This is a genomic window from Methyloversatilis sp. XJ19-13, assembly GCF_024580155.1.
Taxonomy (GTDB): Bacteria; Pseudomonadota; Gammaproteobacteria; order Burkholderiales; family Rhodocyclaceae; genus Methyloversatilis.
Genome location: NZ_JANINH010000004.1, coordinates 162913 through 183498 on the forward strand (window position 1 = coordinate 162913; position 20586 = coordinate 183498).

21 protein-coding genes are annotated in these 20586 nt (G+C 62.4%); 16 read left to right on the forward strand and 5 right to left on the reverse strand.

Annotated elements, in window-relative coordinates; all coding sequences use genetic code 11:
• The first annotated feature begins 4 nt into the window (after nt 1-4).
• Nucleotides 5-1486 carry an NADH-quinone oxidoreductase subunit NuoN gene (gene nuoN, locus NMQ14_RS07240; protein ID WP_257094771.1) on the forward strand — a complete coding sequence of 494 codons (1482 nt, stop codon included), beginning with the start codon at nt 5-7 and terminating at the stop codon, nt 1484-1486.
• Nucleotides 1486-2034: an NUDIX domain-containing protein gene (locus tag NMQ14_RS07245; RefSeq protein WP_257094772.1), complete on the forward strand. Its 549-nt coding sequence runs from the start codon at nt 1486-1488 to the stop codon at nt 2032-2034. Before nuoN ends, NMQ14_RS07245 begins: the two co-directional genes overlap by 1 nt.
• Before the next feature lie 14 nt (nt 2035-2048).
• Here NMQ14_RS07245 and folK read toward each other — a convergent pair whose 3' ends face one another.
• Nucleotides 2049-2588, reverse strand: coding sequence for a 2-amino-4-hydroxy-6-hydroxymethyldihydropteridine diphosphokinase (folK, locus tag NMQ14_RS07250; protein WP_257094775.1), 540 nt, complete (start codon nt 2586-2588; stop codon nt 2049-2051).
• A gap of 164 nt (nt 2589-2752) precedes the next feature.
• A complete protein-coding gene (gene smpB / locus NMQ14_RS07255; protein ID WP_069040003.1) occupies nt 2753-3199 on the reverse strand; it encodes an SsrA-binding protein SmpB in 447 nt (148 codons plus the stop codon).
• A 102-nt stretch (nt 3200-3301) separates the two neighbouring features.
• Here smpB and NMQ14_RS07260 point away from each other — a divergent pair, with 102 nt between their 5' ends.
• A complete protein-coding gene (locus NMQ14_RS07260; protein WP_257094776.1) occupies nt 3302-3742 on the forward strand; it encodes a type II toxin-antitoxin system RatA family toxin in 441 nt (146 codons plus the stop codon).
• Between the two features lies 1 nt (nt 3743).
• On the forward strand, nt 3744-4079 hold the full coding sequence (locus tag NMQ14_RS07265) for an RnfH family protein (RefSeq protein ID WP_257094777.1): 336 nt from the start codon (nt 3744-3746) through the stop codon (nt 4077-4079).
• 22 nt (nt 4080-4101) lie between these two features.
• Here the strand turns inward: NMQ14_RS07265 and NMQ14_RS07270 are convergent, their stop codons facing one another.
• Complete coding sequence (locus NMQ14_RS07270; protein WP_257094778.1) at nt 4102-4542, reverse strand: DUF4124 domain-containing protein; 441 nt, start codon at nt 4540-4542, stop codon at nt 4102-4104.
• A gap of 115 nt (nt 4543-4657) precedes the next feature.
• On the opposite strand from NMQ14_RS07270, the gene guaB reads away from it, so the two are divergent.
• From guaB to guaA, 3 genes are all read left to right on the forward strand, one after another.
• Nucleotides 4658-6118: an IMP dehydrogenase gene (gene guaB / locus NMQ14_RS07275; RefSeq protein WP_257094779.1), complete on the forward strand. Its 1461-nt coding sequence runs from the start codon at nt 4658-4660 to the stop codon at nt 6116-6118.
• A gap of 162 nt (nt 6119-6280) precedes the next feature.
• Entirely contained in the window at nt 6281-6547 is a 267-nt protein-coding gene (locus NMQ14_RS07280; RefSeq protein WP_257094780.1) for a four helix bundle protein, read from the forward strand.
• A gap of 35 nt (nt 6548-6582) precedes the next feature.
• Entirely contained in the window at nt 6583-8187 is a 1605-nt protein-coding gene (gene guaA, locus NMQ14_RS07285) for a glutamine-hydrolyzing GMP synthase (RefSeq protein ID WP_257094781.1), read from the forward strand.
• Nucleotides 8188-8229: 42 nt separating this feature from the next.
• On the opposite strand, the gene NMQ14_RS07290 is transcribed toward guaA, so the two are convergent.
• On the reverse strand, nt 8230-8496 hold the full coding sequence (locus NMQ14_RS07290) for a hypothetical protein (RefSeq protein ID WP_257094782.1): 267 nt from the start codon (nt 8494-8496) through the stop codon (nt 8230-8232).
• Nucleotides 8497-8738: 242 nt separating this feature from the next.
• On the reverse strand, nt 8739-9335 hold the full coding sequence (locus tag NMQ14_RS07295) for a DUF6088 family protein (RefSeq protein WP_257094784.1): 597 nt from the start codon (nt 9333-9335) through the stop codon (nt 8739-8741).
• A gap of 332 nt (nt 9336-9667) precedes the next feature.
• On the opposite strand from NMQ14_RS07295, the gene NMQ14_RS07300 reads away from it, so the two are divergent.
• The 9 genes from NMQ14_RS07300 to NMQ14_RS07340 all read left to right on the forward strand — a co-directional run bounded on the left by NMQ14_RS07300 (nt 9668) and on the right by NMQ14_RS07340 (nt 20576).
• Nucleotides 9668-11608 carry an HAD family hydrolase gene (locus NMQ14_RS07300; RefSeq protein WP_257094786.1) on the forward strand — a complete coding sequence of 647 codons (1941 nt, stop codon included), beginning with the start codon at nt 9668-9670 and terminating at the stop codon, nt 11606-11608.
• Nucleotides 11605-12750, forward strand: coding sequence for a hypothetical protein (locus NMQ14_RS07305; RefSeq protein WP_257094788.1), 1146 nt, complete (start codon nt 11605-11607; stop codon nt 12748-12750). The genes NMQ14_RS07300 and NMQ14_RS07305 overlap by 4 nt, the downstream gene beginning before the upstream one ends.
• 5 nt (nt 12751-12755) lie before the next feature.
• A complete protein-coding gene (locus tag NMQ14_RS07310) occupies nt 12756-14696 on the forward strand; it encodes a hypothetical protein (protein WP_257094790.1) in 1941 nt (646 codons plus the stop codon).
• A 1-nt stretch (nt 14697) separates the two neighbouring features.
• Nucleotides 14698-15813, forward strand: coding sequence for a hypothetical protein (locus NMQ14_RS07315; protein WP_257094791.1), 1116 nt, complete (start codon nt 14698-14700; stop codon nt 15811-15813).
• Entirely contained in the window at nt 15810-16892 is a 1083-nt protein-coding gene (locus NMQ14_RS07320; RefSeq protein WP_257094793.1) for a carbohydrate kinase family protein, read from the forward strand. The genes NMQ14_RS07315 and NMQ14_RS07320 overlap by 4 nt, the downstream gene beginning before the upstream one ends.
• A 600-nt stretch (nt 16893-17492) precedes the next feature.
• Nucleotides 17493-17795 carry a hypothetical protein gene (locus NMQ14_RS07325; protein WP_257094795.1) on the forward strand — a complete coding sequence of 101 codons (303 nt, stop codon included), beginning with the start codon at nt 17493-17495 and terminating at the stop codon, nt 17793-17795.
• A gap of 42 nt (nt 17796-17837) precedes the next feature.
• On the forward strand, nt 17838-18620 hold the full coding sequence (locus NMQ14_RS07330; protein ID WP_257094796.1) for a 3-hydroxybutyrate dehydrogenase: 783 nt from the start codon (nt 17838-17840) through the stop codon (nt 18618-18620).
• Nucleotides 18621-18991: 371 nt separating this feature from the next.
• The gene (locus NMQ14_RS07335; RefSeq protein WP_257094798.1) at nt 18992-19324 is read left to right on the forward strand and encodes a helix-turn-helix transcriptional regulator; all 333 of its coding nucleotides are present in this window, start codon (nt 18992-18994) and stop codon (nt 19322-19324) included.
• On the forward strand, nt 19314-20576 hold the full coding sequence (locus NMQ14_RS07340; RefSeq protein WP_257094801.1) for a type II toxin-antitoxin system HipA family toxin: 1263 nt from the start codon (nt 19314-19316) through the stop codon (nt 20574-20576). Before NMQ14_RS07335 ends, NMQ14_RS07340 begins: the two co-directional genes overlap by 11 nt.
• Nucleotides 20577-20586: the final 10 nt, after the last annotated feature.

Consider the following 20586-nt stretch of genomic DNA (forward strand, 5'->3'; position numbering starts at 1 on the left):
CAGAATGAACTTCCCACTGCCTGACCTCTATCCCGCATCGGCCGAAATCTTCGTGCTGGTGATGGCCTGCGTCGTGTTGCTCGCCGACCTGTTCAAGTCCGAGCGCCATAACTGGCTGCCCTACATCCTCACGCTGAGCACGCTGGTCGGCGCCTTCGTCATCCAGGTGGCGACGGCCGGAGCGGACACGACGCTGACCTTCAGCGGCATGTTCGTCGACGATCGCCTGTCCGACGTGCTGAAGAGCTGCCTGTATCTGACGGTGTTCGCAGTCGTCATCTACAGCCGTGGCTACCTCGAAGTGCGCGGCATGGAACGCGGCGAGTACTACCTGCTCGTGCTGTTCGCCACGCTGGGCATGCAGGTGATGATTTCCGCCAATCACTTCCTGACGCTCTATCTCGGCCTCGAACTGCTGTCGCTCGCGCTGTATGCGCTGGTGGCGCTCGACCGCGACTCCGCACGCTCGACCGAAGCGGCGATGAAGTATTTCGTGCTCGGCGCGCTGGCTTCGGGCCTGCTGCTGTACGGCATGTCGATGGTGTATGGCGCGACCGGAACGCTCGAAATTTCGGCCATCGCACGCAAGTTGTCCGACCCGACCACCAATATGGAAGTGCTGCGCTTCGGCCTCGTGTTCCTGGTCGCAGGCCTCGCGTTCAAGATCGGTGCCGTGCCGTTCCACATGTGGATTCCCGACGTCTATCACGGCGCGCCGACGCCGATCACGCTGCTGATCGGTTCGGCGCCCAAGCTGGCCGGTTTCGCGATGGCGATCCGACTGCTGGTCGACGGACTGCCGACGCTGGCCGATGAATGGCAGCAGATGCTGATGCTGCTGGCGGTGCTGTCGATCGCGCTCGGTAACATCGTCGCCATCGCACAGACCAATCTGAAGCGCATGCTGGCCTATTCGACCATTTCGCACATGGGCTTCATGCTGCTTGGTCTGGTCAGCGGCGTCATCGAGCTGCGCGCGTCCGGCGACATCCACCTTTCGTACGCCTTCGGCAGCGCGATGTTCTACACCATCGCCTATGTGCTGATGAGCGCTGCCGCCTTCGGCGTGCTGCTGCTGCTGACCCGTGCCGGGGTCGAAGCCGAGGAACTGGACGACCTGAAGGGACTGAACAAGCGCAGCCCGTGGTTCGCCGCGGTGATGATGATGGTCATGTTCTCGATGGCCGGCATCCCGTTCTTCATCGGCTTCTTCGCCAAGCTGGCCGTGTTGCAGGCGGTCGTCGCAGCGGGTTATCTTTACATCGCGGTGTTCGCGGTGATGATGTCGCTGATCGGCGCCTATTTCTACCTGCGCGTCGTCAAGCTGATGTACTTCGATGCGCCGCAGGATGAAGCCCCCATCGTGGCATCGACCGAAATGCGCGCGCTGCTGTCGGTCAATGCACTCGCGATCGCACTGATCGGGCTGATGCCGCAGTCCTTGCTGTCGCTGTGTGCCTCCGCGCTGGGGCAGACGCTGAAGTAATGAAGGATCCCCTGATCGAAACCACGGTGGACAGTCGTCAGGTTTACGACGGCGTGCTGCTGAAGGTCTATCAGGATCAGGTGGCGCTGCCGGATGGCACGCAGGCGGTGCGCGAGTACATCCGCCATCCCGGGGCCGTGGTGATCATCGCGGTGCTGCCGGACGGCAACATGCTGTTCGAACGCCAGTTCCGCTACGGTCCGCGGCGCACCTTCATCGAATTTCCCGCCGGCAAGATCGATCCGGGCGAGCCGCCCGAAAAGACGGCCGTGCGCGAGCTGCGCGAGGAAACCGGCCATGAGGCCGACGAATGGAAGCATCTGGGCACGATGCATCCGTGCATCGGCTACTCGGACGAACGGATAGAAATCTTCCTCGCGCGTGGTCTGCGCCATGTCGGCGCCAATCTCGACGCAGGCGAGTTCCTCGAGGTAATTCCACTGTCTCTCGAAGCCGCGATGTCCGCCGTCTGGCGCGGCGAGCTGACGGATGCCAAGACGCTGTCCGCCCTGATCTGGGCGCAGCGGGTGTTCCGGCAGGGGTTCTAGCCCGGGTTCGAGACTTACGCAGGCGTCGGCACAACGCTGCCGACAGCAAGGCGCACCATCATCGCGTCGGCAATGCGCGAAATCGGCTGGTCCTGACAATGCGCCAGAAAGGCGCTTGCCGCACCCAGCCCCGGAATCTCCAGGTCGGGCGACACTTCCAGCAGCGGCAGCAGCACGAAGGCACGCAGATGTGCACGCGGATGCGGCACGTTCAGCGTATCGGTGCTGATCTGCCGGTCGTCGTACAGCAGCACGTCCAGATCAAGGGTGCGCGGCGCGTTCAGGAACTCACGCACGCGACCGTGCGTTCGTTCGATGGCGAGCAGCGCGTCCAGCAACGCCTGCGGTTCGAGCGTGGTGCGCACGCGCGCAATGGCATTGATGAAGTCGGGCTGGTTGTCGTAGCCGATCGGCGCCGTGCGGTACAGCGACGAGCGGCGCTCCAGCGTGATGCCGGGCGTGGCGGCGATTTCATCGAAGGCGGCCAGCACCTGCGCTTCCGGATCGGCGAGATTGCTGCCCAGACCGATGTGGGCAATGCTGTCGCGGCTCATGGCGTGTTCTTTTCAGGTTCAACGGATCGACGGACTTTAGCACTGCTGCCTGCTGCCGCCTGGCGGGCTCACCCGCGGCGACATAGGGTTGCTACGGGACCGGGGCGCTGCAGTCATCGCGCGGATCAGCCTGCCACCGAACAGGCGCACCCGCGTGGTGGGTGTCACACCCGCGAGCGCATCAGGCGCGCCTTTTCGCGCTCCCAGTCGCGTTCTTTCTCGGTCTCGCGCTTGTCGAACTGCTTCTTGCCCTTGGCCAGCCCGATTTCCAGCTTGATGCGGCCGCGGGTGTAGTGCAGGTTAAGCGGCACCAGCGTGTAGCCGGCGCGCTCGACCAGACCGATCAGCTTGCTGATCTGTTCGGCGTGCAGCAACAGCTTGCGGCTGCGCGTCGCGTCCGGGTGGATGTGGGTCGAGGCGGACAGCAGCGGCGATACATGCATGCCGATCACGAAAACCTCTTCGCCCTTCAGCACGACATAGGCTTCCTTCAGCTGCGTGCGGCCGGCGCGGATGGCCTTGACCTCCCAGCCTTCCAGCACCAGTCCGGCCTCGAAGCGCTCTTCGATGAAGTAGTCGTGAAACGCTTTCTTGTTTTCGGCGATGCTCATGTGGGGTAACCGGTGACCGGGGAATCTGCTGCAGTGGCTTGAACGAGAGGCTGCGCGAGAGGACGCTGCACAGCTAGAATTGCGATTTTACCTTCTGAAGACATGGCCGAAGTCCGAAAAACCGTGCTCATCGAGCGCAGCGCGGAACAGATGTTCAGGCTGGTCGACGGCGTCGAGCATTACCCCGAGTTTCTGCCGTGGTGCGGCGGCAGTGAAGTCATCGAGCGCACCGACACGTTGACGCGTGCGCGCATCGACATCAACTACCACGGCGTGAAGGCGCATTTCGCGACCGCCAATGCCAAGGTGTTCCCGCACAGCATGACCATTCGACTCGTCGAAGGTCCGTTCAAGTCGCTCGACGGCACCTGGGCCTTCACGCAACTCGGAGATAGGGCGTGCAAGATCGAATTCAACCTGCGCTACGAGTTTTCCAGCCGCCTGATCGAAAAGGTAGTCGGCCCGGTGTTCAGCCACATTGCGAACACCTTCGTCGAGGCTTTCGTGAAGCAGGCGGATCGCATCTACGGCAAGGAGGCCTGACGTGAGTGCAAGCATCCGCGTCCAGGTCATTTACGCCTTGCCCGAGCGGCAGGACCTCGTGACCATAGAATTGCCCGAAGGGGCCACGGCCGTGCAGGCGGTCGAAGCGTCCGGTCTGCTGCAGAAGTATCCGGACATCGATCTCGCGCGCAACAAGCTTGGGGTGTTCGCGAAGCTGGTCAAGCCGGATCAGGTGCTGCGCGACCGTGACCGGGTGGAAATCTACCGCGCGCTGATCGCCGATCCCAAGGAAGTGCGCCGTCAGCGTGCAGCCGAAGGCAAGGTGCTGAAGAAGGGCGGTGGCGAGCGGGGCGGAGAGGCTGAAACGGCAGCCTGAGCGTGTCGCATGACCTCTACCGCTACTTGCACCACTCCGACACCGACTGCTGCGCGTCGGCGGTTTCCGTAGCCCGCGTCGCGTCGTCGATGAACTCGCGTTCGCCCTGGGCGTTGTAGCGCACGATGCGCTGACCGGACTGCAGTGCCGCAAGCTTGTTGCGCGCCCGCGTGCAGTTGGCGTCGGCCTTTTCCTTCTCAGCCCTTTCCTTTGCTGCCTTGGCTTCTTCGGCCGCAGCCGCCTCACGCCGCTGCTGAAAGCTCTGCAGCTTCTCCTGCAGATTGCTGTTGGAGGTGTCAGCCGCGGGCGGCGCGACCTTCACGTCCTTGCGGATGGCTTTTGCACCGGGCGGCGGGCTGTCCGAAAACACCGGATTGCCGTTTGCGTCCTTGTACTGATAAACCTGCGCGGTCGCTAGCAGCGGCAGACACGCCAGGGCGATGAACGCCAGTCGAAGATACACGTCAGAAACTCCTGCCCGAAATGAGTGAGGGTACTGCAGCGATCGCCTCCGCGCCTGCTGCAGCCAGCCGCGTGGAGCGGCGTATAATACGTTTTTGACAGATTGGAAAGTAGTCATGCGTGTTATCCAGAAGGCGCTGACCTTCGATGATGTGCTGCTCGTGCCGGCACATTCGAGTGTTCTGCCACGCGATGTAAGCCTCAGTACCCGTATTTCCCGCAATATCCACGTCAATCTCCCCCTGCTGTCCGCTGCGATGGACACTGTCAGCGAAGCGCGTCTTGCGATTGCGCTGGCCCAGGAAGGCGGCCTCGGCATCATTCACAAGAACATGACGGCAAAAATGCAGGCCGCTGAAGTGTCGAAGGTGAAACGGTTCGAAGCCGGTGTGCTGAAGGATCCGATCACCATCTCTCCCGACATGACGGTTCGCGAGCTGCTCGGGTTGACACGCAGTCACCGCATTTCCGGTTTTCCGGTGCTCGACGGCCCGCGCGTGGTCGGCATCGTGACCAACCGCGACCTGCGTTTCGAAACCAATCTCGACCAGCCGGTCGCGCGCATCATGACGCCGCGCGAGCGGCTCATTTTCGTGCATGAAGGCGCCTCGCTCGACGAAGCGCGCACGCTGATGCACCGCAACCGCCTCGAACGCGTGCTGGTGCTCGGCGAAAACGACACGCTGCGCGGCCTGATCACGGTCAAGGACATGCTGAAGTCGACCGAACATCCTTTGGCCGCGAAAGATCCGCACGGACGGCTGCGCGTCGGCGCGGCCATCGGCGTCGGCGAAGGCACCGAAGAGCGCGCTGCGGCGCTGGCAGAAGCCGGCGTCGACGTGATCGTCGTCGATACCGCGCATGGCCACTCGCAGGGCGTGCTCGACCGCGTACGCTGGGTCAAGCGCACCTTTCCGCATCTGGACGTGATCGGCGGCAACATCGCCACGGCCGATGCGGCTCGCGCACTGGTCGATGCGGGGGCCGACGGCGTCAAGGTCGGCATCGGCCCCGGTTCGATCTGCACCACGCGCATCGTCGCCGGTGTCGGCGTGCCGCAGATCACCGCGATCGACAACGTGGCGACCGCGCTGGCATCGACCGACGTGCCGATGATCGCCGACGGCGGCATCCGTTTTTCGGGCGACATCGCCAAGGCTGTGGCCGCCGGCGCCAACGCCGTCATGCTGGGCGGCCTGCTGGCCGGCACCGAAGAGGCGCCGGGCGAGATCGAACTGTTCCAGGGGCGCTCGTACAAGTCCTACCGCGGCATGGGTTCGCTGGGCGCGATGCAGCAGGGTGCGGCCGACCGCTACTTCCAGGATCCGGCGTCGAATGCCGACAAGCTGGTGCCCGAAGGCGTCGAAGGCCGCGTTCCGTACAAGGGCCCGGTGGTCAATGTGATCACCCAGCTGATGGGCGGCCTGCGCGCGTCGATGGGCTATTGCGGCTGCTCGACGGTGGACCAGATGCGCAGCACCGCGCAGTTCGTCGAAATCACGTCGGCCGGCATCCGCGAGTCGCATGTGCACGACGTGCAGATCACCAAGGAAGCGCCGAACTACCACGTTGAATGAGGGGCTAGGAGCTAGGGGCTGGAGGGGCCGGGGCTGGATGAGCGAGGTGCGCAGCTATCGCGATTTGCTGGTCTGGCAACGAGCAATGGATCTCGCCCTTGCTGTCTATGCCCTGAGCCGGAGTTTCCCTGAGGGCGACCTGAGGGCGAGCGCTTCGCACTGGTGAGCCAGTTGCGACGCGCCGCTGTGTCGGTCCCTTCGAATATCGCCGAAGGCCATGCAAGAAGCTCAACGCGTGATTTCCTGCGTTTTCTGTCGATCGCAGCCGGCTCTCTTGCCGAGATCGAAACCCAGCTCCTTCTCTCGCATCGCCTTGATTACGTGGATGCGCAACGAATGAACGTCACGCTGAAGGACGCCGATGAACTCGGCCGGATGATCAGAGGTCTGCAAGCCTCCCTCTCGTCGCGCCTCGCGGACTCACCCTAGTCCCCAGCCCCTGTCCCCTGACCCCTGAATCCCCCATGCACAACAAGATCCTCATCCTCGATTTCGGCTCCCAGGTCACCCAGCTCATTGCCCGCCGCGTGCGCGAGGCGCACGTGTATTGCGAAATCCACCCGGCCGATGTGAGCGACGACTTCGTGCGCGGCTTCGGTGCGCAGGGCGTCATCCTGTCCGGCAGCCACATGTCGGCTTATGAGGAAGAAACCGACCGTGCGCCGCAGGCGGTGTTCGAACTGGGTGTGCCGGTGCTGGGCATCTGCTACGGCATGCAGACCATGGCGCAACAGCTGGGCGGCAAGGTGGAAGCCGGCACCGTGCGCGAATTCGGCTACGCCGAAGTGCGCGCGCGCGGCCACACGAAGTTGCTCGACGGCATCGAGGATTTCCGCACCGAGCAGGGCCACGGCATGCTCAAGGTGTGGATGAGCCACGGTGACAAGGTGACCGAACTGCCGCCCGGCTTCAAGCTGATGGCGTCGACCGACAGCTGCCCGATCGCCGGCATGGCCGACGAGGCGCGCCGCTTCTACGGCGTGCAGTTCCACCCCGAAGTGACACACACGGCGCGCGGCGCCGACATCCTGCGCAAGTTCGTCCTCGACGTCTGCGGCTGCGCCGCCGACTGGATCATGGGCGACTACATCGAAGAGGCGGTTGCACGCATCCGTGAACAGGTCGGCGACGAGGAGGTCATCCTCGGCCTGTCAGGCGGCGTCGATTCATCGGTCGCGGCGGCGCTGATTCACCGCGCCATCGGCGACCAGCTCACCTGCGTGTTCGTCGATCACGGTCTGCTGCGCCTGAACGAAGGCAAGATGGTGATGGACATGTTTGCCGGCCGGCTGCACGCGCGGGTGATCCACGTCGACGCGGCCGACCAGTTCCTCGGCCACCTGAAGGGCGTGTCCGACCCGGAAGCCAAGCGCAAGATCATCGGCCGCGAATTCGTCGAAGTGTTCAAGGCGGAAGCCGCCAGGCTGAAGGCGGGCGGACAGGGCCACAAGGGCGCCACCTTCCTCGCCCAGGGCACCATCTACCCGGACGTGATCGAATCCGGTGGTGCCAAGAGCAAGAAGGCCACCACGATCAAGAGCCATCACAACGTCGGCGGCCTGCCGGAACAGCTCGGGCTGAAGCTGCTGGAACCGCTGCGCGAACTGTTCAAGGACGAAGTGCGCGAACTGGGCGTGGCACTCGGCCTGCCGCGCGACATGGTGTATCGCCATCCTTTCCCCGGCCCGGGCCTGGGCGTGCGCATCCTCGGCGAAATCCACCGCGAGTACGCGGACCTGCTGCGCCGCGCCGACGCCATCTTCATCGAAGAACTTCGCAACACCCTCGACCCGGCCAGCGGCAAGAGCTGGTACGACCTGACCAGCCAGGCCTTCGCCGTGTTCCTGCCGGTCAAGTCGGTCGGCGTCATGGGCGACGGTCGCACCTACGAGTGGGTCGTCGCGCTGCGCGCGGTGCAGACCCAGGACTTCATGACCGCCCACTGGGCCGAACTGCCGCACAGCCTGCTCGGCCGCGTCAGCAACCGTATCATCAACGAAGTGCGCGGCATCAATCGGGTGGTGTATGACATTTCAGGCAAGCCGCCGGCGACGATCGAGTGGGAATGAGGGCTGGCAAGTCCTTGGTCCGATTTGGACGCAAATTCAGCCTCACGTCGCATTAGCCTTCTCCTGAATACGGCGACATTGATAATGAAGCGCGGCGAATGATTCGACTTCATCGAGGAACCGACAATCGTCGACCATGTGCTGGTAGTCGGTGGCCAACCTGGCTAAAGGACTGTCGTCGGGTATGAGGCGCAGTCCGCGCGAGACGGCGGTGTGGTAGTCGATCGGTTCGCCATCCAGGCTTTTCTCCGCAAAGAAGATGCTCTTGTGATCAGCCAGCCAGCGCCGTGTCCGCGATCGCCAAGTCAACGAAGCCTACGGCATCCAACCGGGTCACGTCGTGCCAGTAGCGAGCGGACTGGTCACCCCCTCAAAAGGCGCCTTGCGTGCAGAAGACGTGGATCGCAATGGCCTTCCGCGTCGCCTCGGGAAACTCCACCCCGACAGACGTGCGGCGGCATCGCAGTAAATAGGTAAGGAGGGCACACCCGGATGCGTCGGTAGCCTGAACAAGTGCCTCCAGGGGTTCTTCGACGGATAGCTCGAAAAACTCAGCCGTGCGGCACCAGCGCGCTGACTTCCTGCGCCATCCACGTCGGAAGACGCGCACGCGCTGACACCACTTCCTTCATCTCGGCTGGCGGCAGTTTGGCGCACAGCGCCCGTACAGCGGCTCCCGCCTTTTCAGGCCCCAACCACGCTAGCGCCCGCACCACGTCGCCAGCGGTGCGGCCAGGAAAGATCAACTGCCACACCGGTGCATGCCTGAATTCGACGGTCTGCGCCCCCAACGTCAGGCACCGGCTGGGGCCGGACGTCAGATAGACGGCCCGAATTGGCATCTGGGTGGTGAGGCCCAACGCATTGGCGGCCGCCGCGCCATGCGACACGATGATTTCCCCGCGCTGGACGGCAAGCCCCTCGACCATCTTGGCAGTCGAAGGCGCCCGGGAGCCGAAGCGGCTCTCGACCGGCGGGAAATAGATGCCGCGGCCCGCACGCAGAAGGGCGCCGCGCTGCACGAGGCGGGACAGAACCTGATCCACGGCCGCCCGGTTTCCTAGGTGGAGCAATTCCTTGGCGACCAAAGGCGTGCCCTCGGGCAACCCAACGGCGTGCTCCAGAACTTGTTTGGCGAGGGTTTGCATTGGGAAGGCTCCGACTGGTAGAAGCATGATAGAGTTTCTGACAGCCTTCAAGGTGTAAGACGCGGATGACTGCAGCTATCTCGATGGGTACGCACCGTTGCCCGACGTTTGCGTAGGCGAACTTCTGGGGGCACCGATCGCATCGATATCTCGAGGTGAATTTGTGCCGCCCACTCGAAAGGATCGCCTTGGCCTATTGCGGCTTAGATCTGCAGCACATTGGAAGGCCTTGAGTGCCGTTCAACGCCCGTGCGGCGCGCTTCGGTTTCACCACGCGACCCCGCCCTCGGCGGACCTTCCGACTTCCATAACCGTAGGTCTTATCTAACCGCATGGCACGTCCCTACGCCACCGAAATGTCTAAGCTCGCGGAGACGTTCTCCTGGGCGCTCTCATGCGACATCACGGCGTTGCGCCAGGCGGTGCGGACCGCTGGCCTGTCATCGCTGATGGCAATTGGCTCCGGAGGTTCCTTAACAGCGGCTCACGCGCTGGCGAGCCTTCACCGTAGGCGGACGGGCCATTTGGCTGCGGTAGCCACGCCGCTTGAGGCCATCTTCGAGCCAATTTCGTCGGCGACTTCAAGTTGGCTCGTTAGCGCCGGAGGGTCCAATGTCGACATCATTGCCGCCTTTCATGCATTGGTGGCTCGCGAGCCTCGGCAACTCGCCGTGATGTGCGGCAAGGCCGACAGCCCACTCTCCGCCGCGGCGCTCGCGCATCCGTTTACTGATCTAGTCGTCTATCCTCCGCCCGCTGGCAAGGACGGCTTTCTTGCGACGAACTCGCTGCTCGCATTCGTCACACTTTTAACGCGTGCGTATGCTGTCGAGTTCGACCAAGGGGATTCGCGCTTTGACGAGGAATCCAGCGCACTGCTCGCGCTTCTTCGTGACGCAGAAAGATGGGACCAATGGAAAACGTTGCTGCAGCCGGCTTGGGGCCGGGCAACGACGCTGGTTCTACACGGGCCCACCACGCGGATCGGCGCGGTCGATCTGGAATCGAAGTTCACCGAAGCGGCGCTTGGAAACCTCCAGATTGCCGACTTCCGCAACTTCGCGCACGGTCGTCACCACTGGTTAGCCAAGAGAGCCGATGAGAGCGCCGTCATTGCGTTTGTATCTGCGGCCGACGAAGAGCTTGCGCTGAAGACCCTCGACCTGATCCCGACTTCAATTCCGCAAGTCCGTTTGCCAATCGCTGGCTCGTCCGAGTGTGCCATGTTGGCCTCACTCTTTGCTGCGCTCAAGATCACAGGATGGGCCGGTGAAGCTCGGGATCTCGACCCAGGTCGTCCCGGCGTGCCCGATTTCGGGCGCAAGCTCTATCACTTGGCACTGCCCAAGCCACCGCGCAGAAGTGCCGCGCAGTCAATGAAAGACGACGATGTGGTGGCTATAGAGCGCAAGGCGGGTCAGCCTGTCGCTCGACTCGAACGTCAAGAGAATTTGCCGTGGTGGTCAGAAAGCCTAGGCGCCTTCCGACGCAGACTTAAGGAAGCACGTTTTGCCGGTGCGATCCTCGACTATGACGGGACATTGGTCGACTCGCGCTCGCGGTTCGACCCGCCGTCCGATGCGATAGCAGCCGAACTGTCGCGTATTCTCTTCTCGGGCGGCCGGATCGGCGTGGCAACCGGGCGTGGCGCGTCGGTTAGACGTGACCTCAGAACCGTCGTACCCCGCGAGTGCTGGGACCGCGTGCTGATTGGCTACTACAACGGCGCCGAATTGGGGCTGCTGTCCGACGATGCGGTACCCGACTCGACGGAGACAGTCTGCGAGGAGTTATCTGCGGTTGCGAGTGCTCTGCGCTCCCAGACCGAACTCGTCGACATTGCGAGCCAGACGGATCGCAGATACCAGATTACGCTTGAAGCGCGACGGCCCACCACCGAGGGTCGTCTCTGGGATCTGGCGCAGCAGACTCTGCTGCTCACCGCCCGACGTCATCTTAGCGTCACGCGTTCAAGCCACTCCGTGGATGTCGTCGCACCGAACGTAACCAAACTGAATGTCTTGCAACGGCTTCAGGCCAATCATCCGGGAACCCACTGGCTAGCTATCGGAGATCGTGGTCGATGGCCGGGCAACGACTACGAGCTTCTCAAGACCCCGTACGCGCTTAGCGTGGACGAGTTGAGCGTTGATTCCGAAACATGCTGGAACCTCGCGCCGCGAGGCCAACGAGGCATCGAAGTGACCCTCGTCTACTTGCGTGCGCTCGTCAATGAAGGCGCGGCCCTTCGATTCGACTTGTCTGCGCGATGAACCAGGAACTCGGGCTGAGGATACTGAGCGGAATTCTCCAATGGAATGACGAACAGGCTCGTCGAGAGTTCGAGTGGCTCCGCCTGATGGCTCGGCTGAAGTACGACGGTTATCGAGACTTCCAGGCTGGGATGCGGTTTGTCGAAAGCCTCGCAACTTGGTTGCAGCAGTTCGAACGGGCCGAAAGGCAGGTGGCCTACCGATTCCTGCGAACGACCTTGCTTTACATCGGTCCCGCAGAAATCCAGCGCCTCGTCGAGCAGTTCTATCCGCGTGTCGTTCGAGACAGGTTGGTGCGAACGGTCGCAGCCCAGCAAGGCATTCCGCTTTATCGCGTGCTCGCGAGCCCGCTGGCAACTGCGGCAATCGAACGTCTGCGACGTCAGACGCTCTTCATGGGGCTGAGTGATGGAGCCCGGATCGACATTGTTCGGCACTCGAACGTCGGTATCTTGACCAACGAACAACTGGTTGTCGCCACGCAGGTCGATAAGGACAAGTGGCAGGATCTGCGCGACTCGCTGCGAGGTGATCTGAAGGATAAGACGGCGCGGTTCTCGATCGTCTACCTGATTGACGATTTCATGGGTACCGGCACGTCGCTCCTTCGATACGATGAATCCAAGACAAAGTGGAAGGGCAAGCTGATCAAGTTCAAGGACTCGCTGGCCAACGCCCTTGAAACGCTGGACGAGAGTGGATTGCTCGAGCCGGGCTGGCAGCTGTGTGTTCACCACTACATCGGTACCAAGGCTGCCTGCGATGCCGTAGAAGCCCGTGAGCGCGAAGCTCGCGCTGCGCTGGCCGGCGAGGGATGGGCTCAGGCGACTCATTTTAGTTTCGGCACCACACTGCCCGAGGATCTGCCCGTCGACAAGGTCCCGGGTCGTCACGATGACTTCATCGCCCTGACGCGCAAGTACTACGACCCTGTGTTGCGAACGTCGCACACCGACGTGGGCGGTGTCGAACACTTGGGCCTGGGATACGGTGGGTGCGCCTTGCCGCTCGTGCTCGACCACAACACGCCCAACAATTCGGTTGCTTTACTGTGGGCAGAAACGGAAGGCGGCGCTCGCGATGGCGGCGTGCAGGCTGCTGCTATGCGACCACTCTTTCGTCGGCGGCAGCGTCACGCTTAACGATCATGTCCAACCCTTTCGAAAAGCGAGCGACCGAATACCTGCGCGATGACGAGGCCTTCTTGGCGGTCGTGACACCGGAGCCGCTGACTACGTTCTTTCAACGGTATGCCGAAGAAGGGTCGTTGTACGACCGCCTGGCGGTCATCGTCGGCACGCCGGGAAGTGGGAAGACGACGCTCGCGCGATTGTTCCTTTACCCGACTCTCCGTACGCTGCTGCGCAACAGCAGTCTTAGCACACACAAGGCGTTGCTAGACTCTCTCACGTCCTGCCGTGCCATCGGTGACGAGGGGCCAATCATCGTCGGAGGGCGTATCCCGCTCGAAGCGGAATACCGTGAGTTCTGGGAGTTTCCTTACTCGGAAGATCTCAAAGGAGGACTGATGACGGCGCTGCTCCAGGCGCGCGCGGTGCTCGCGTGGTTGCGTAGCCTCACGGATGCCGGGATTCTTCTCGAAAACATATCGATCAGGCCACGCCCGGGTTCCGAAGCAGCGTTAGCAGCGATCGGCGGACGCGATGGCCCATCGTTGTTTGCCCGCGCATCGCAGGTTGAGTTAGCGATTTACAAGGTCTCTGCAGCGCTCGTCCCTCCGGACGTGAGCGAGATTGATGCTGATGCAGCTGCCGGCTATCGCCCCTTCGATGTCATCGAAGAGATTGTCTTCAGGGGTGCCGATCGTGAAGTGAGTGCCCGGCCGCTAGTCATTTTCGACGATGCCCACAGCTTGCATCGGGCGCAGCTGCAACTGCTCATTCGTTGGCTGACGCGACGTGAGTTCAAAGTGTCCCGCTGGATCCTCATGCGCCTCGACGCGCTGCATCCCTCAGACGTGCTTTCCGATAGCTCGCGGGGCGACGACGACGAGGAGCCCGGAATCAAGCGCTCTCGGGAGATCACAAGCATCTGGCTGCAGAGCAGCGACGACCGAGCGCAGCAACGCCGCTCGTTCCGCAAAATGGCCAAGGACATGGCCAACCGCTACCTACAGCAGATGGACGTGTTCAATCGACGCCGCCTCAACAGTCTGGGCGATCTCCTTTCTACGCAAGCCGAGGCGATCGCGCCTAGCAAGGTCGAGCAGCTGCGGGGCGCTGTTGCCGCCATGCAGCGGCGTCACGGGGTGTCGGCCAAGCGCCGGCAAGCCATCGAAGAAGAAGTCGATCGATATCTACAGGCGAGCGGTGAAGGAGGAGAGGATGTACGACTCGCGATGATGTCCATACTCTTCGCGCGCTATGCCAACCGAGTTCCTCAGCGCGGGCTTTTTGATGCCAATGCTATAGACGTCGATGCCGCAGACGGCAATGCTGCCGACGTCGAGCCAGCCAAGCCGCTCACGGCGGACTCGGATGTCGCAGAAGGGGCACGCGTTCATCTGCTCCATCGTTACGATCGGCCCTATTTCTTCGGAATAGACATCCTTTGCGATGCGAGTTCCGAGAATGCCGAGCAGTTTCTCCAACTTGCTGGCCGACTGGTCTCGCAGTCGGAGACCCAGCTCATCCGTGCCAAACCTCCGACGCTGACTAGCGGCATGCAACATACGTTGCTGCGGGAGAAAGCCGGCGAAATCCTTCGGGATTGGGACTTCCCGCAGCACCAATTAGTCCGCAGACTGGCCGATGGCATCGCCAAAGAATGTCTGAAGAAGAGCCTTGAGCCCAATGCCTCACTTGGTGGCGGTGCATCCGCATTTGGTATCCCTCAAGACGAGTTTGATGAAATTCCCCGAAGACACCCGGCGCTTGCGCGTGTTCTGCAGTTCGGGGTGGCCTACAACAGCTTCATGCTCGTCCCGAACCACGGAACAAAGAAGAAGATTTGGTGCTTGGTCGAACTGGGCGGGACGCTGCTTTTGCACCATGGGCTGACGCTGCGCCGCGGAGGATTTCTCGAACGGCGCGCTGACGATCTGCTCAAGCTGCTGGGCGATCATTGAGATGGCTCGCTCACTTCGTTGGGATCCCTGCATCTCGCATCGCGGAGATGAAGTACGCGACTTCATTAAGGACTACTTCAGCGATGCGTCCCGCCGTGTTCTCTTCATAGCGGGCGCCGGGTTCGATCCTCGTTCCGCCGTCGTCGGAGGATCAATCGCCGAGTCATGCAAGGACCTCCGTGCATTTTTAGTGAGGGAGAATCGCCCAGACGCCGCGCCGGCTCTGGTCGAGCGTGCAGAGGTCAATCGGCTTGCGTTGGAAGGGTTGTTCGAGAAGTGCGAGATTGTCGACCTTGACATCTTCGGTAGTGACGGTGCCGTGGTTGGCGGCCGAAACATCGTGGCTAAGCTCAACAGGCAGGACTTCAGCGATCGGACCGATGTGGTGATCGATATGAGCGCGTTGTCGGTCGGCACGAGCTTCCCGATGGTCAAGTACCTGTTCGAACGCGGCAACCAGGCGCGCCCTCCAGCAAATATTCATGTGTTCGTGGCCCATGACCCGCGGCTCGACGATGCGATCGTGCCAATTGCCGGGGATGTCCCAGGTTATGTACACGGCTTTCGAGGGCCGGCGACCCTGGAAAGTACGGTGCGTGCGGCGAAGTTGTGGCTGCCCCAGCTCGCCCGGGAACGCAGGGGTGCATTGCTACGCCTGCACAGTTTCGTCGACCCGCACGACACTTGTCCAATCCTGCCGTTTCCGGCAAGCAATCCGCGCCATGGCGACGAACTCGTCGCCGATTTCATCGCCGAGTTTGAGAACGCCTGGTCCGTCGATACGCGCAACGTTGTTTACGGCGCTGAGGACGACCCGCTTGATCTGTACCGAACCATCCTGCGGCTTGATGACCTTCGCCGGCCCGTCTTTCAGGAGTTTGGTGGATCGCTGCTTGTACTGTCGCCGGTTGGCAGCAAGATCATGGCACTGGGGGCGCTGTTGGCAGCGCTCGAACGGGACTTGCCGGTAGCTCACCTTGAGTCCATCGGGTATACTTTTACCCATGCTGCCGACGTTGAGCCGCCCGCGCCGTTCTTGATGCATGTCTGGCTGGAGGGCGACGTGTATCCCCAGCCGCGGCCCCTGCTGAACAGCACCTGGAAGCCCGCTGCATGAACGAATCCCCCGCACTTCGGCCGAAGATTTTCGGCACTGGACTGATCGCGCTCGATCTCGTGATGAGCGCAGATCGAAGTGAGCCCGCGCACGCGTGGGCCGGGGGCACGTGTGGCAACGTTTTGGCCATTCTCGCGCTGTTGGGGTGGGATGCGTTTCCGATTGCGCGCCTTAATAGGGACGCTGCATCGCAGCGCGTTCGAGCCGATCTGAAGAAGTGGGGTGTTCAGCTCAAGTTCGCGAGTTGCGGCCCCACGACGGACACGCCGATTATTATTCAGCACATTCTTCGTTCGGGCGACGGGGCGCCACGGCATCGCTTTTCTTGGTCATGCCCGCATTGTGGTAGCTGGCTTCCGAGCTTTAAGCCAGTCACTATCAAGGCCGCGGAGCCGGTGACTGAGCATTTCCCGGGAACCAAGGCGTTCTTCATGGACCGTCTCTCGCCAGCGGCGTTGCTGATGGCGAGGAGCGCTGCCGACAATGGCGCGGTCGTGATCTTCGAGCCCTCCGCAAAGTGCGACGAAAACCAGCTTGCACAAGCGGTGAAGCTCGCTCATGTGATCAAGTATTCGGACGAAAGATTCGCATCGGTGCCCGGTACCATGGAATCGGGCAGCGCCACGTTGGTGGAAGTTCAAACCTTTGGAGCACACGGCCTACGCTATCGTCATCGATTCGGAACCGGTGTTTCGAAGTGGAGTTCCTTGGACGCAGTACAGGCGTCAGTCCTAGCCGACACCTGTGGTTCAGGTGATTGGTGCACGGCCGGATTGATCTCACTGTCGTGCGCTGGTGGCGCTGAGGGTTTGCGCCGCGGAGGGGCCGTGTTGGTGGACTCGGCACTTCGGTTTGGGCAAAAGCTCGCCGCTTGGAACGTGGGATTCGAAGGTGCGCGCGGTGGGATGTACGCCAACGAACGGGCCACGCTGGAGCGCCTCCTTCACGACCTAGCCGCAGGAGGCACCGGCTTGTCAGATATCGGTTCCACTCTCGGGCGCCGCAAAGTGGCACGTGTCACTTGTCCCGCTTGCCCGCCACAGAGGCGACCCGCTCCGTCCGTTGCGACGACCCGCTGAATTCGGGAGCCCCGCAGGTGTTGACTCTGCCGCGCATGCAAAATGCGTACGCCCACTACCAACATGACAGCTTTCTGCGGCGGGCGCGACGGTAAAGACCCATGTCGATCACAGCCAAGTCCATTCTCGATTTTCGACAGCTTTCGCGGGCTGTACGAAATGACGATTAGTCGCTGAAGGCTCGAGAACCGATGTACTCGACTTAAGGCTGGACTCGGTCTGACGTGTATCACGCAGGCGCTTCACATCCTCGCCAAAGATGCTGTGCAGGCTTGGGCTGGTTTTCTCGAAGGCCCCGCGCAAGTGTTGAGCGACAGTTTCAAAATCGCCCTAATCGACTGTAGCAGTAAGCGCGCCCAAGTCGGCGATTGGCGAACGCCCAGCTGTCTTTGGCTAACTCGATCACCCGGGCTGGGCTCGGTGCCGATGAATCGTCCCGGGCTTTGCCGTGGCTCGCTGGGGTTAAGTCAGGCCGCCACCAATGAGACGCCTATGGTTTAGGTCTGTTGTAAATAGATCACTATGAGTGATCTTTTTTTCCTTGACCAAACTTTCAGGCATTGACGAGAGTTCATGAAATCTGTGTTTTGAGCACCATGAGTGATCAAAACCCAGGAAAAACTGAACCTTTTTCGGGTCAAGCTGTGCGACACGCGCCTGGGGCCTAGTCGCTGGCTGCGGGCACATGGCTACTCCAACAGCCTCGTCGCGCGCTATATGGGCAGCGGCTGGCTGGTGTCGCCATCTGCAGTGGGAGGGTGTGGTTCGCAGCCTGGAGGTGGGGAGCGGATGTCGCTGTATGTCGTCGGCCGCTTCGCACTGAGCCGGCAGGGGCACGAGCACTACCTGCCTTCGGCCGCACACCCAAAGGCACGCGCCAGCGTAGTCTTGGGCGTCGCCTGACCGGCGCATGTTTATTTCACACTTCACCGGGACACCGACACCATGCTGAAGGACAAGACCGCACTCGTCACCGGCTCCACCTCTGGCATCGGGCTGGGCATCGCTCACGGCCTCGCCGCTCAGGGCGCCAACGTCATCCTCCATGGTTTCGGCGATCTGGCCGCCACTGCGCGGCTGACGGCGGAATTCGCCGAGCGCTACGGCGTCCGGGTGCGCTACGACGGTGCGGACATGCGCCGGCCCGAAGCGATCGAGGCCATGATGGCCGGGGCGCTGGCGGAGTTCGGCTGCGTCGACCTGCTGATCAACAATGCGGGCATCCAGCATGTGGCGCCGGTGGACGAGTTTCCGGTCGAACAGTGGGATGCCATCCTCGCGATCAACCTGACGGCCGTCTTCCACACCACGCGGCTCGCACTGCCGGCCATGAAGCGCCGGGGCTTCGGCCGCATCGTCAATATCGCCTCCGCCCATGCGCTGGTGGCCAGTCCGTACAAGTCGGCCTATGTCGCGGCCAAGCACGGCGTGGCCGGGCTCACCAAGTCGGTGGCGCTCGAAGTGGCCGAAGCGGGTATCACGGTCAACGCAGTCGCCCCGGGCTACGTGCGGACGCCACTGATCGACGCGCAGATCCCGGACACCGCCCGGGCACGCGGCATCACGGCCGAGGCCGTCGTCCGCGACGTGCTGCTGGCCGCACAGCCGACCAGGAAGTTCGTGACGGTCGAGCAGGTGGCTGCGCTGACGTGCTTCCTGTGCAGCGACGATGCCGCCTCGATCACCGGCGCTGTGTTGCCGGTGGATGGCGGCTGGACGGCGCACTGAGCGCTCGGCGGGGGCACTGTCCCGCGGAACCGGGCTCTGAGCGAATCAGACTTCAGCCACGACTGAAAGAACCGCTTCAGGCAGGGGCGGCGCCTGGCGTGGGATGTAAGGGGCCAGCGATGTCGGATCGGCCTCGATAGCGTTGCATGCCGATCGTGGTCCTCTTCAGTGTTCTTCCAGAGAGGGATCTACCGGGAGACGCTCCTTCCCCGCGAAAGGAAGCGCGAAAATCTGATCATTAAATGCCCAAGATCTTGGGCGTTATCGAATTTTTTGCCTGGTTTGGTGATTTTCTCGCTCATGCTCGACTTGTGCTCGGTGTCGTAAAAGCCCAATATATTGGGCATTGAGTGCATGGAGTGCCTGGTTTAATGAGCAAATTTGTGATGCCCCTGCAGGCCACCGAGCAGGTTGCCCAGTTGGGTCAGCGCATCCGGGTGGCGCGGATTCGGCGCGGCTGGTCAGTTGCCGATCTCGCCAGCAAGGCGGGGATCAACCGGAACACGCTCACGGCGCTGGAACTCGGTAAGCCCGGTACGGCGGTTGGCGTGTGCTTCACGGTACTGTGGGCACTCGGCCTGGACAAGTCTCTGTCCGCTGTTGCGGATCCCGACAGCGATCTCCACGGCAAGGCGCTCGAAGCGTCGCGCCGTCCGAAGCGGGCTGGCAAGGCCCGCAAGGCGAGCGACGACTATGACTTCTGAGCGCGAAGCCTATGTCTACATTCAACTCCCGGGCACGTTGGAAACGGTGCCGGCAGCGCTGCTCAGGTTGCAGACGCTGCCCGACGGCACACAGATAGGGCGGTTTCGCTACGGCGACCGCTACCTTCAGCGCCAAGAGGCGGTTGCACTCGATCCGTTCCAGCTGCCTCTTGCCAGGGAAGTCTTTGCGTTCACCCAGCTCAAGGGGATTCCCGGTGCGGTTCGAGACGCCGGCCCCGACGCCTGGGGACGGCGCGTGATCGAGCACAAGCTGGAGCGCAGCGCGGCTGACCTCCAGGAAATCGACTATCTGCTACAGGGTCCGCAAGACGGGGCAGGGTACTTGAGCTTCGGGCTGAAGGCCGAACCGCCCGCGCCCAAGCGGCAGTACAACCGCACGCACCAGTTGGCCGAGCTGATCGCCGCTACACAGGCGATCGAAGAGGGCCGCCCGGTGGCCGCCCATCTGCTCGAACAGCTTGATCCAGGCACCAGCATGGGTGGTGCGCGGCCGAAGGCCACGATCGAGGATGCGCAAATTCTCTGGCTTGGCAAGTTTCCCGCCAGACATGACCGCGTCAATCTGCAGCGGGTCGAATTTGCGACGCTCGACCTGGCTCGGAGATGCGGCCTGAATGTCACACAGGCGCGGCTCCAGCCCGTTGGCGAGAGCGACGTGCTGATGCTGCAGCGGTTCGATCGCGACTACACCGACAAGGGTTACCTGCGCTTCGGTCTCGTCAGTGGCCTGACCGTGCTCGACTGCGGCGATAGCCACCTGGACCGGGAACGTTGGTCCTACCCGTTGATGGCCGATAACTTGCGCCGCTGGTCCGACAAGCCGGAAGCCGACTGCGCCGAACTCTTCAGGCGTATGGTCTTCAATGCTGCCGTGACCAACAACGATGATCATCCGCGCAACCACGCTCTGCTACGCAGGCAGAAGGGATGGCGGCTGTCGCCGGCCTACGACCTCGTGCCCGCACCCGTGGTCAGCCTGGAGAGGCGCGACCTGGCCTTGACCGTCGGCGACTACGGTCGCACGGCCAGCATCTACAACCTCCTGTCGCAGGCGGGGCGTTTCGGCTTGTCAGCGGAAGAGGCGCGCGGGCAAATCGATCGGCTCGTCGATATCGTCCGGCATTGGCGAGACGGCTTCTTCGCCTGCGGCGTGTCAGCCAGGGACATCGACTACATCGCCCCGGCCATCCTGCCTGATTGCTTCTTCTGCGAGAGGCGTCCCGATGCGTGAGGCGCAATAC

Bases quoted from the DNA above. Each gene is read 5' to 3' on its own strand.
- nuoN (WP_257094771.1), top strand. From the start codon at position 5: ATGAACTTCCCACTGCCTGACCTCTATCCCGCATCGGCCGAAATCTTC.
- guaA (WP_257094781.1), top strand. From the start codon at position 6,583: ATGCACAACAAGATCCTCATCCTCGATTTCGGCTCCCAGGTCACCCAG.
- NMQ14_RS07315 (WP_257094791.1), top strand. From the start codon at position 14,698: ATGGCTCGCTCACTTCGTTGGGATCCCTGCATCTCGCATCGCGGAGAT.
- NMQ14_RS07340 (WP_257094801.1), top strand. From the start codon at position 19,314: ATGACTTCTGAGCGCGAAGCCTATGTCTACATTCAACTCCCGGGCACG.
- NMQ14_RS07320 (WP_257094793.1), top strand. From the start codon at position 15,810: ATGAACGAATCCCCCGCACTTCGGCCGAAGATTTTCGGCACTGGACTG.
- folK (WP_257094775.1), bottom strand. From the start codon at position 2,588: ATGAGCCGCGACAGCATTGCCCACATCGGTCTGGGCAGCAATCTCGCC.
- guaB (WP_257094779.1), top strand. From the start codon at position 4,658: ATGCGTGTTATCCAGAAGGCGCTGACCTTCGATGATGTGCTGCTCGTG.
- NMQ14_RS07335 (WP_257094798.1), top strand. From the start codon at position 18,992: ATGAGCAAATTTGTGATGCCCCTGCAGGCCACCGAGCAGGTTGCCCAG.
- NMQ14_RS07330 (WP_257094796.1), top strand. From the start codon at position 17,838: ATGCTGAAGGACAAGACCGCACTCGTCACCGGCTCCACCTCTGGCATC.
- NMQ14_RS07310 (WP_257094790.1), top strand. From the start codon at position 12,756: ATGTCCAACCCTTTCGAAAAGCGAGCGACCGAATACCTGCGCGATGAC.
- NMQ14_RS07300 (WP_257094786.1), top strand. From the start codon at position 9,668: ATGGCACGTCCCTACGCCACCGAAATGTCTAAGCTCGCGGAGACGTTC.
- NMQ14_RS07305 (WP_257094788.1), top strand. From the start codon at position 11,605: ATGAACCAGGAACTCGGGCTGAGGATACTGAGCGGAATTCTCCAATGG.
- smpB (WP_069040003.1), bottom strand. From the start codon at position 3,199: ATGAGCATCGCCGAAAACAAGAAAGCGTTTCACGACTACTTCATCGAA.
- NMQ14_RS07245 (WP_257094772.1), top strand. From the start codon at position 1,486: ATGAAGGATCCCCTGATCGAAACCACGGTGGACAGTCGTCAGGTTTAC.
- NMQ14_RS07260 (WP_257094776.1), top strand. From the start codon at position 3,302: ATGGCCGAAGTCCGAAAAACCGTGCTCATCGAGCGCAGCGCGGAACAG.
- NMQ14_RS07295 (WP_257094784.1), bottom strand. From the start codon at position 9,335: ATGCAAACCCTCGCCAAACAAGTTCTGGAGCACGCCGTTGGGTTGCCC.